7 protein-coding genes are annotated in these 11740 nt (G+C 36.0%); 3 read left to right on the top strand and 4 right to left on the bottom strand.

Annotated features, from left to right (window positions below):
* The first annotated feature begins 138 nt into the window (after positions 1–138).
* The gene (locus ACH2CJ_RS02125) at positions 139–3282 is read left to right on the top strand and encodes a carboxypeptidase regulatory-like domain-containing protein (protein ID WP_394990426.1); all 3144 of its coding nucleotides are present in this window, start codon (positions 139–141) and stop codon (positions 3280–3282) included.
* 163 nt (positions 3283–3445) lie between these two features.
* On the opposite strand, the gene ACH2CJ_RS02130 is transcribed toward ACH2CJ_RS02125, so the two are convergent.
* From ACH2CJ_RS02130 to ACH2CJ_RS02145, 4 genes are all read right to left on the bottom strand, one after another.
* Positions 3446–4765: a DUF3748 domain-containing protein gene (locus ACH2CJ_RS02130; RefSeq protein WP_394990427.1), complete on the bottom strand. Its 1320-nt coding sequence runs from the start codon at positions 4763–4765 to the stop codon at positions 3446–3448.
* Positions 4766–4838: 73 nt separating this feature from the next.
* Positions 4839–7064 (bottom strand): hypothetical protein, encoded by a 2226-nt coding sequence (locus tag ACH2CJ_RS02135; protein WP_394990428.1) that lies wholly within the window; start codon positions 7062–7064, stop codon positions 4839–4841.
* Between the two features lie 71 nt (positions 7065–7135).
* Positions 7136–8320 carry an exo-alpha-sialidase gene (locus tag ACH2CJ_RS02140; protein WP_394990429.1) on the bottom strand — a complete coding sequence of 395 codons (1185 nt, stop codon included), beginning with the start codon at positions 8318–8320 and terminating at the stop codon, positions 7136–7138.
* Positions 8321–8327: 7 nt separating this feature from the next.
* Complete coding sequence (locus tag ACH2CJ_RS02145; RefSeq protein WP_394990430.1) at positions 8328–9407, bottom strand: polysaccharide deacetylase family protein; 1080 nt, start codon at positions 9405–9407, stop codon at positions 8328–8330.
* 450 nt (positions 9408–9857) lie between these two features.
* Between ACH2CJ_RS02145 and ACH2CJ_RS02150 the strand changes: the two genes are divergently transcribed.
* Together ACH2CJ_RS02150 and ACH2CJ_RS02155 are read left to right on the top strand one after the other, a co-directional pair.
* On the top strand, positions 9858–10397 hold the full coding sequence (locus tag ACH2CJ_RS02150; protein WP_394990431.1) for an RNA polymerase sigma factor: 540 nt from the start codon (positions 9858–9860) through the stop codon (positions 10395–10397).
* Between the two features lie 130 nt (positions 10398–10527).
* Complete coding sequence (locus ACH2CJ_RS02155) at positions 10528–11688, top strand: carboxypeptidase-like regulatory domain-containing protein (protein WP_394990432.1); 1161 nt, start codon at positions 10528–10530, stop codon at positions 11686–11688.
* The last annotated feature ends 52 nt before the right edge of the window (positions 11689–11740 follow it).

Below are 11740 nucleotides of genomic sequence, written 5' to 3' on the forward strand. Positions count from 1 at the left end.
TTTGAAAGCATAGCACCGCTACGGTTGAAAAATTTACTCAATTTGTAGCCGAAAAGATGGTGTTTTTCGACTTAAAATACTTTCGCAGGAAGTCTAATATATAAAGCAAATTACTCATAGCTTAATTTCTTAGATAAAATGCAAAAAAAACTATTTCTATTGCTGCTTATGGCAGTATGTTCAGCTACTGCTTTTTCTCAAATTACAACGTCATCGTTGAATGGTGAGGTAAAAAGCGACAAAAATGAATTATTACCAAGTGCTACAATAAAAGTAGTTTTTTTGCCTACTGGTAGTCAGTATAGCACTTCTACTCGTGAAGATGGGCGGTTCAATTTACCAAATCTCCGCAGTGGTGGACCTTATTTGATTTTGGCAAGTTTTGTGGGCTATGAAACCGATTCTCTGACGAATGTTTATTTGGAGTTAGGTTCTAATACATCTTACAGTTTAGTCCTAAAAGATGCTTCTCAGGCATTGAATGAAGTAGTTGTAAAATCAGGAAAAAATGATTTTATCAATGACAAACGTAAAGGAACTGCTACAAATATTACCGATTTGAACAAATTACCGAGCCTAAATCGAAGTATCCAAGATGCTACTCGCACAATGGCTTCGGGCAATTTGAACTCCTTTGGCGGCAGTAATTACCGTTATAATAACCTCAGTATTGATGGCATTGCTCACAACGATGCCTTCGGTTTTCAAGAACCCACAAGTGGTGCAGGCGGTTCGGTTGCTTCGGGTACGCCTGGGGCATTATCTCGCACACAACCCATTAGTATGGACGTTTTGCAGGAAATTCAAGTCAATTTATCGCCTTATGATGTCAGTATTGGCAGTTTTACGGGCGGAAGTATTAATGCTGTTACCAAAAGTGGTACGAATCAAACCCACGGAACAATCTATAATTTCTCGAAAAATCAATACACAACTGCCAAATTAAACGATGCAGGAACAAGCAAACGCCTTGCTTTTGGTGATTATCAGACGGGTGTAAGTTTGGGCGGAGCTATCAAAAAAAATAAGCTATTTTATTTTGGAAATTTTGAATATTCCACTCGATACGAGCCAGTTTTATTTGAAGCAGGTTCTACGCAATCCATTTTTTCAGTAGCTGATATTGAACGTATCTCAACTTTCCTGAAAAATAAGTATAATTATGATGTAGGTAGTTACGATAAGTTTGAATTAAATACAAAAAACGCCAAAGCCTTTTTACGATTTGACGCTAATTTGAATGACAAAAACAAGTTGGTAGTTCGCTATAATTTTGTTGATGCCAAAGCCGAAAATCTCACTCGAGGGCCAACGATTATGAATTTCGGTAGTCAAGCCTTCACACACAATAGCGTAACGCATAGTTTAGCGACCGAACTAAGCACTCGCATTTCCAATCGGGTTTTTAATAAGTTGATTGCGGGCGTGAGTCAAGTTTACGACCAAAGAGATACACCTGGTGATTTATTTCCACACACCGAAATTACTTACAAAACTTCAGGAACGATTTTCTTGGGAACTTATCGTGAAGCGGCGATTTTTGGCATGAAACAAAATGCGGTTGAAATTACCGACAACTTGAATGTTTACTTAAAAAATCATTCTTTGACTTTTGGCACGCACAACGAATTGTATAATTTCCAATATTCATTCGTAACACCGTGGAATGGTCGATGGGCGTATTCGAGCATTGATAATTTCTTGGCAGAAAAACCTTCTCGTATCAGAGGAACGTATCATTTTGGAGAAAACACAAGAGATTATAACCAACAAAATCCATCAGCAGCATTTAGAGCTTGGTTGATGAGTTTTTATGTGCAAGATGAATTTAATTTGACCTCAAAAATAAATATTTCTGTAGGAGTTCGCCTCGAAACTGGCATATTTCCTGACCAAACAAATCTGAGTCCTGATGTTATTAAAACGCCAGAATTTAGTCATTATAGTTCAAAAATTAAATCAAATGTAGTGTTAAGCCCTCGTTTTGGCTTTAATTGGCAATTAGATAATAACAAAAAATTACAACTACGTGGCGGAAGTGGTGTGTTTTCAGGAAGAGTACCTTTTGCTTGGTTTGCTTACAATTATTTGTATAACGGCCAACAATTTGGTAACGTAGATATACGTCCAACCACTGTTATTCAGCAGACTTTGGATGTTGCATCATTGACAAGTGCCACTTCGGTGAAAAGGGAAATAAATTTGATTGACCCTAATTTCAAATTACCACGTGTTTGGCGGTCGAACTTGGCTCTTGATATGCAATTACCCAAAGGTTATATGCTGACAGTAGAAGGACTTTATACAAAAACGATTTACGACGTGCTGTACCAAAATCTCAATTTAAAGCCAAATGTCAAGCAATTTGTGGGCAACGATAACCGAGATATTTATGTTGGAAGTGGCGATGCTCAACGCATCAATCCGCAGTTTACTAGTGTATTTTTACTAACAAATACTCGTCAAGGTTATCGTTATAATATTACTACTTCGCTCAGAAAAACGTTTTTTGAGAAACTAAATACATCAATTTCGTATAATTATGGCGAATCGAAAGATGTGATGAATGGCGTGCGGGTTTCGCATCAAGCTAATTGGGAATGGAATCAAGCGACCAATATCAATAATCCAGCTTTGAGTTATTCTAATTTCGATATTCGACATAAAATTGCGTTGTTTAATAATTATGAAAAAGTTTGGAACAAACGCTTAACAAGCTCTCTATCAGTTATTTATACTGGTGTAAGTGGTTCGCCATTTTCTTATATCTATGCTGGAGATTATAACCGTGATGGCTCTTCTACCAACGATTTGGCGTATATTCCGACCGCAGGAAGCGAATTACAATATACCGATTTGAAAGATGCTACTGGCAAAATTATCACAACTGCTGCCCAGCAAGCACAACAGTTTGATGACTATATTAGTAAATATGAATACTTGAATAAAAATCGTGGAAAGTTAAGCGAACGTAACGGCGGACGCACCCCGTGGAACCATAATTTAGATTTACGATTTACTCAAAAAACAGGTTTGAAAGGAAGTCAAAAACTTGAAATCACGCTTGACTTAATTAATTTTTTGAACTTGCTTAACAAAGAATATGGTAAACAAAGATTTGTTCCGAATACTACCAACTCGGGTTATCAATTACTAACTTATGTAAATGAAGTAAATGGAAAACCAAGTTTTCAGTTCAATAATCCCACTACAACTCCATGGCAAACTGACCCAATCGCTTCTCGTTGGCAAGGGCAATTAGGTTTAAGATTGAGTTTTTGAGCCGCTCAGTTTATTTAAATGAGTTTGTATAAAGCAATTTACTAAACTGAAAATAACTTTAAACAGGCTCATTCTCATGAATAATTTAGTGCAATCATCACTTGACAAGAAAACATATAGAAAACCTATAATGAAAATTGTCATGTTAATGTCACAAAACGTATTATTCAAGTAGTTTTATTATAAATATTTGCTTCGATGTTTTCTGTGTTTCAGATAGTAAAACCCGATTGAATGCCAAAGTTTTTCCATCGTGCGACACTACTAAATTTGATGGGGAATGAGAACTCGGCTTAGAAATTTGCATAAATCGCTTTTCAAAAGAATCTGAACCAATTTTACTTTGAAAAACACTTCCTTCAGCAATGTAAAACAAACTTTCACCTCTTGGATGCCAACGAATACTTCCTTCAACATCAGTTTGATGAAAAGTAATTTGTGTTAAATTTTCGCCATTCGGTAAAATGCTAAACACTTGACGAATACCTCTTTTATCTTTTGCAAGAAAAGCTAATAAATCGCCATCGGGCGATGAGCGAACAATGCCCACGCAACCAGGCTGCTCAGTTTCAGCCGTAAAAGTTAGTCTACGTTGAAACGCTCCTTTTGGGGGCATTGGCAATGTAGTTTTGGTCCCTTCTAAAGCACCAAAATTTCCTTCTATGTCTAAATTTTCAGGAATATCTACAATAAAAACTTCATCAACGCTTTTGCCATTTTTATCTCGTACCGTTCCAATAAATGCTCTGGCGATTTGTTGAGTGCCATTTTCTTTTAAATAACCATTTTTACCAACCCAACTATCGCCTGCAGCATTGCTTATTTCGTCCGAACCTGATTTTGGATTTGCAACCACTCGAACTACCAAAACACTAAACCATTCTCCCGAAATATTCTCGCCCTTTCCGTTAGGTTTTACATTGACTGGGTTTCTTTTTTTAGAAATACCAATGGTTCGCAAATTATGTTTTTCGCCCGTTGAATCTTCTAAAGATTTCATGATGGCATCATTATAAGTAAAACCAATCATTTTCCCATTATCACTCCATTCGTGTCGGTGCGTACCTCCACGCAATGCCCCTTTCGTGTATGGAAAATCAATATCACGTGCGTCCATGAAAATAGGTTTTTCAATATTCGATTCATCAACAATTACGCCCGTTCGCCGCCATTGTTGATAAGGTTGTTTCTCAGAAACATTTGCCAATCCATGAATAAAAACTACGGCATTTTCAACTGGCGAATAACTCGCTGCTCCCACGCCTGGCCCCCAACTTTGGTTATTTTTAACTTGATAAAGCACTTTTTTTTCACCAGTTTCGATGTTCACTTTCTCGATTTTTGCCGAAATCGCAATCCCACCTTCATCGGTGCGAGTATCATAAACTAACCATTGATTGTCGGGCGAAAAATTATCATTATTGTCTAAGTCGTGGTTATAAGTTACATCATGCGTAATTTGTTTTTCGGGTGAATTTTTCATGATTTTGCAGCCTAATATCAAAATTTGGAAAGAGATTCCTAAAAGTACATATTTCATGGTTTTTTTATAAAAATCATTTCATAGGTGGACTTATAACACCTAAATATCTTCCCATCCAATAAGGCAAAAGCCAAATGTCACCCGCACTATGCTCGGAAGTTCCATTACTACCTTTACGGTCTAAATTAAACATATTGGCGTTGTGTCGCTGAATCGGTCTTTCATCGGGCGGTAAAACATCTCTGATGGTTTGACTACGAAAATTGGTTACTAATTTGTCTATATCCTTGCGATGGCTATTCATAATTTGCCAATCAATCAAATCAAGTGGATGCTCTCGTAAATACCAGGCAGCTTCGTTTAAATCAAAATTTGTAGTGCCAGTTAAAGCCGTAAAAATATTCCAAGCACCTTCTTTTTCAGGACGTTCGATTTGCCAATGGTCAATTATAGCTTTTTTGAAATGTGCTTTGAGTGTATCGTTGAAAGCATAACGATACAAGCCCCAATATCCCACAAAATACATTTCATCATCTGAGTGATTCCACGCATCCGACATTTTTTTACTGTGAGCGTCAGCATCGTCAGGAGCGTAGCCAATTTGGCTCATTGGTCGCATCAAGTTTTCAAAATAACCGTACTTATTCATCAATTCAAATGCTTTTTCTTTGTAAATAGGCTTTTTTGTGAAATGATATGCCGTCTGCAACATCGCAATAATATTTGATGAATTGATTTTTCGGTCGCCCACATTTACAGGAAAAGCATTGACATATTCCGGATTCCACCGCCCCCAAGTAGTTGGTTTACCGTCAAAATCAATCATATAATAATTGTTTTTCACGATATGAGCCATGAGCGTATCAATCAAAGTAATTGATCGTTTTTTTATCATTGGGTCATTGATTAGCTCCGCCATTGCTCCAAAGGCAAAAATATGTCCGATTGCTTCATCGCTACTGGTCGTAGATTTCCAATCCCATTCGGTATCGGGCGAATGTTGCCAACGCTCAGAGTCGGAAAGCTTTTCTTTGAATCCGCTACGCTCAAACGAACGTGAAGGAAATCCTGGAATACCATTTACGGTATAAAGTCGCTCCATGGCATCTAATGCCTCACGGCAATTTTGCAAAGCTGATTCTTCTTTGGTAACAGCATATCTAAAAATTTCTCCGCCCAAATACATCGAAGTCCAAAGTCCGTCGTTGTCAGAATCTGACAAATATCCAGTCGATAGATTTCCTTTTTCCATATTATCCAATGAAGCATTAAAACCATTTCTGATATGACGACTTCGTACTTGTTCTTCAAAAAATAGGGCTTTTTCGTGAAGTGTCATTTTTTTGAAGAAAATTTGCCCTAAACCCGCTTTTGTTACTATCAAAACTGAATTATTTGGCCCTTCCGAAATATGTTTTACATCATTACTTGGCAACCAACGCTCACCGTTATAATAGTCAAATTTTCCATCTTTACGCAAGGCAAAAGCTCCATTGGTTGTACCAAACCAAATTTTGTTATTGATGGTTTTTATTGCAGTTATTTCTGTCCATGGGAGTTTTTGATGCTTTTCCCCTACTTGTGTTTTTGTAGAAATATCAACTTCTAAATAGCCATCATTTGTGCCAATAATTACTTTTTTATTATCAAAAGAAATGTCAAATGCTGAAAAACTTAAGCCCTCAAATACTTTTGTTAGTTTTTGAGTTATTGGAGAAAAACTGTAAAGCGATTGTTTTCCTAAAATCCAGAAAAGATTTGCAGATTTTTGGAATCTAACTTCTTGTATTTCATCACCTACTAAATCACCCTTCCAAAGTGTTTTTGAATCTTTTAATAGATGAATATTTTTTCCATCTGAAAGTAAGAAAGTAAAATTTTCTCCACCAACAAAGAGTTTTGCATTAGGTAATTCGTGCTTTGAAAACAAAGTTCCACCCCATGCATTGCTCAAAACCGTTTTGTCGTCGAGAAGCACAAATTGATTTTCGTATGTGCTAATGGCATGTATTTTCTTATCTTTGATGGTACGATAAGTCTTGTCAGGAAGCAACGAACCGGCATACAAAAACTGCCCATCATGAGGTACTAATAGACCTGCGGAAGAATAGATTTTAATATTCCCGTTTCGGTCAGCATAAGTCGCTTCAAGTTGTGCTTTAGCATCATTTAAGTAATATTTTACACTGAAATCTTGCAAAAATGGCTTGTCTTGATAAATTGGCTGCTTGGTTTGTCCGAATGTTTGACTCAGAACAAAACACAATAAAATAAATAATTTGATTGTTGTGGTTTTCATTTTTTATATGGCAATGAGTTAATAAATTATTGTGGTTTGGTCAAACGGATTAGAAAATCCGTTCTACTGTGTTATTCTATTTCAATTTTTTGAGGGTTTACTACGACATATTTAATAGATTTTTTGTCTTTTTCGACATGATATGAATAAGTAATATGAAGTAATCCATCTTTTGTTTGAATCAAAGAAGGATAAGAAAAACTTCCTTTATTTGGATCTACATTCTCAAGGCGTGTTTTCCACTTCCAAGTTTTTCCTTCATCAGCTGAAAAAAACAGGCTCAAACGATATCGTCCATCATCAATATCATTTCCCAGAAAAGCCCAACGACCATCTTGAAGAACCAAGAGTTCTACACTTGCTGTATTCGGAATAGTGGTTTTAATAGAAGCCGACCAACTTTCTCCCTTGTCGTTTGATTCGCTAAAATGTACACGAGAAGGTTCATCACCACTATCACGCATGAATGCTACTAAATTTCCATTTTTTTTCTGAACAACTGCTGGTTGAATTGGACCACGACCAACGACTGGTAAACTTGGCCGCCAAGTTGTACCATTATCATCTGAAATTGCCATCAACGACATATTGAAACCATCGGAATAAAGAGGCAAAACAATTCGGCCATTTTCCATCAAAAGTGGTTTTATTCTGGTCATCCAACCGATGCTTCGTTTAGTGGCATCGTTAGCAGCAGTTATAATCATATCATCGTATTTTTGAGCATAACCTGCCCATCCTTTTTTACTATCAGGCAATTCTTTGAATCTTTTTGCTACTTCTTTGCCAAAATTATCGTCGGGTTTGAGTAAAATATTGTCTTGCCAATTCCAAATAGGAGAACCACTCTTTAGATAATCGGTTGATGTTCTGAAACGCAAAATTGATTGCTCCCATTTATTGGCTTGCACGGCAATCCAAACCAGAAAAAGTTTATTTTCATTATTTATAAAAAGCACAGGATTGCAGTCGGGAATATTAGGCGTATCTGCCATCAAAAAAGGCTCACTCCAAGTATTTTTGCCCTTTTCTAATCTTGCTCCCATCAATTTCACATCGTCAGAAGTTCGTTCGCCACTCCCATAAAACCAAACAGTCAAGAAATCGCCATTGGGTAAACCCACTATACTACTTGCATGAACGTGTTTTTCTTGTGCAGGAAAAATTAGCATTGACTGAATAATTGCATTATTTTGAGCGAAGATGACTTGAAAAGTCAGTAAATTTATTGCTAAAAGTAAAAATATTTTCTTCATTTTGTCTTTATTTAACGTTTTTACGTCTTTCTATTAATTCACGAAAAGTTGTTAGAATAATTCCTTCTGATTCTATATATGCTTTCAATTCAGGATTTAGCATCGAATTCATATCGGCTAATCGTGAGCCGCCCGAAGCACTTATTTGTTTGAATTCTTCGGTAATATCGCTGCTATGCACAATCATCATTGCCACACCTGGCTTCATACTTTTGAGGGTTTCGATAAATTTTTGAGCTTTATATTTACCCCACTCTTCGGGCGTTGGGTTTTCTTCGGGTTTCCAATCGCCGCTAATAGAATGTAAATCATCAAGTACTGGTAATCCAGCATTCCATAATCTTTCACCCACTTTCTTTGATTCGGTTGCCATGTTTGTCAATCCATAAGAAGTTTGTGGTAGTTTCATGCCTTCTACCCATTTACCTTCAGCTTTCATTTTTTTGATAAATGGCTGATTGATACATTCATACAACAATTTATTATTTCCTCCTGGAAACATAACAGGAATGCCATATTCGATGCCAATTTTAATGTATTTTTCTACAAATGGCGGATAAGCAAAGAGTGTACCCATGTGAGAATCGAGGTGTGTTGGTTTAAGTCCCATGCGTAACGCTCTTTCAACTTGGCTTCTTATTTCTTTCTCAATTTCATCAGGATTTGAATTTTTGATTACATCCTCAACCCCACGCCACATACAACCTTCTTTGTCGCACAAGCCTGGTACATTCATAAAACCCGAAAGTGGGGTCCAACGATATTCTTTCCATTCGGAAGTTAAAGTTAGGTGAAGTCCAGCGTCTGTATTTGGTCTATTTTTTTGAATATAATTGATAAAACTTGCTGCCCACGGACACGGCATCATAATACTACAAGAAGTGGCAATGCCATTTTCGAGCGATTTGATTGCTCCTTGATTTGAAGAATACGACATTCCGCAATCATCCACATGAAAAATGACAACTTTTTTACCTTTCGGAAAACCTAATTTTTCGGCATACGTTTGTTCATTCTGAGCCTGCACTTGCCCTGATTTAAGAAGAAATAAAAAAACTATTAATAATTGTAGTTTTAGAGGTTTCATTAATTTTCTGTTTGTAATTTAAAACTTACGAATGTATTTATACATACTTCAATTCCATAATTCTGTACTATTCAATTTTGAAAAAATTGATGATTTTGCTTACCAGTTTTACCAAATCATTAAAAACTAAGCTCCAATTTAAGCCAAAAGTTAAAATTTTCAAGCTTTGCGTGATTTGAGGATTATTTTACGTAATATGCGAACATAGTCTAAACAAATTCCCTGTACATTTATTTCATAATTTATACTACAAACTTATTTTTCGATAAATATGGTTGTGGATAATAGCTCCAAATCAAAGTTTTCTACGACCAACAATCAAGCATTTTCTAAAAAGATTATTAATAAGACGATGCTAAATTATGGAAATTAAATATTTGTACTATTATATGATTTTTTTGAACTAAACAACTATTACCTCTTTATTAACTAACCATTTTTAATTTACTCATGGAAGCTTTAGACAATATAATCTCAAAAGTAGCCCAAGGTGATAGTAATGCCTTTACCAAATTATACAATTATTATAAAGAGCCTGGCATTCGGTTTTCTATGTCTATCGTAAAAGACGAAGAAGAAGCCGAAAATATGCTTCATGAAGTTTTTATCAAGATATGGAATCGCCGTGAACAGATTAATCCTGAATTAAATTTTAATTCATATCTATTTACTTGTCTTAGAAATTTAGCTTTCGACCATTTGAAAAAATTAGAACGTAGCCAACAAATGCAAGATCAATATTTTTATCAAATGCAAGACCACAATGATAATGAGGCAGAAGCTGAAGATGCAAAAATAAATTTGCTAAGAAACGCAATGGCAACACTTCCAGCGAAACGCAAAATGATTTTAAAACTCAATATAGAAGATGGAAAATCTTATCAAGAAATAGCAGAAATGATGAGAATTTCAAAAAATACAGTTAAAAATCAATTAGTAAAAGCAAAGCAATTTTTGCGAGGAAATGTTAACTTAGCTTTAGCACTTTGAAATATTGACATCACGATTTAATACCCTCCTACTTTTTAAAATTCACACTATTTACTTTTTTCAACGAATAGCCCTTTCTACAAAAGATTTAGTATTAGCATTAAAAACATTCATTTTAAAAACTACAAACATGAGATTAGGCTTTACTCTTCATCGAATGCTACGGCGTATATTTAGTATGGCAATGGTAATAGGATTTTGTATTTCAACGGTTTCGGCACAAACTCGAACTATTACAGGCAAAATCACCTCTAAAGAAGATGGCTCTGCTATACCAGGTGTCAATATTGTATTGAAAGGAACGCAAAAAGGAACAGGCAGCAATGCAACAGGAAATTACTCTATTGAAGTCAGCGGAAATAATGCGGTACTAATTTTATCATTTGTTGGTTACCAAGCACAAGAAGTACCAATAGGAACTCGGAGTGTAGTTGATATTACGATGGATTTAAGCACGGAAACACTTAATGAAGTAGTTGTAACGGCACTCGGTATCAAGCGTGAAGAAAAATCGCTTGGTTATTCGATTGGCAAAGTTGATGGAAAAGAAATGAGTCGAGTAACACAAGAAAACGTGTTAAATGCGATGTCTGGCAAAGTAGCAGGTGTAGCTATCAATTCTACTGGCGGAACAGGCTCGTCGGTGAGTATGGTGATTAGAGGAGCCAAATCGCTAAGTAATGACAACCAACCCTTGTTTATCATTGATGGTGTTCCTGTCATTAATACCCTTAATAACGTCAGTCAAATTGGCGGCGACAATCGTGTTGACTATGGCAATGCTATATCTGATTTGAACCCCGATAATGTAGAAAGTGTATCAATTCTGAAGGGCCCGAGTGCGGCAGCGTTATATGGCTCACGTGCAGGAAATGGTGTCGTGATTATTACGACCAAAAATGGCTCAAAGTCAAAGAAAATGACAATAAATATTAGTACAAATACGGTTTTTGATAATCCATACAGATTCCTTGATATGCACTCTAAATTTGCAACTGGAATTTTGCCATTTACTCCTTCCAATAACCCATATCCAGGTGGAGTACTGTCGATTGAAGAAGGTTCATCGGGAGGTGTTGGGCCTGAGTTAGATAAAGGTTATAATGCAATTCAGTGGAATAGCCCTAAAGATGCCAATGGAAAATATATTGCAACTCCCTTAGTTTCACACCCTAATAATATCAAGAACTTTGTGCAAACGGGTATCACCACAACAAATGGTATTTCGATAGCTAATAGTAATGATATGCGAATTACGGGTTTAAAGTATAATTATTTTAAGATAACTTGACTCAAATTGTATTATTTTAATTTTTAGCAAAAAAAGACAGAGTGGGGTAAAA

Source organism: Emticicia sp. (genome assembly GCF_043780375.1).
Classification (GTDB): Bacteria; Bacteroidota; Bacteroidia; order Cytophagales; family Spirosomataceae; genus Emticicia.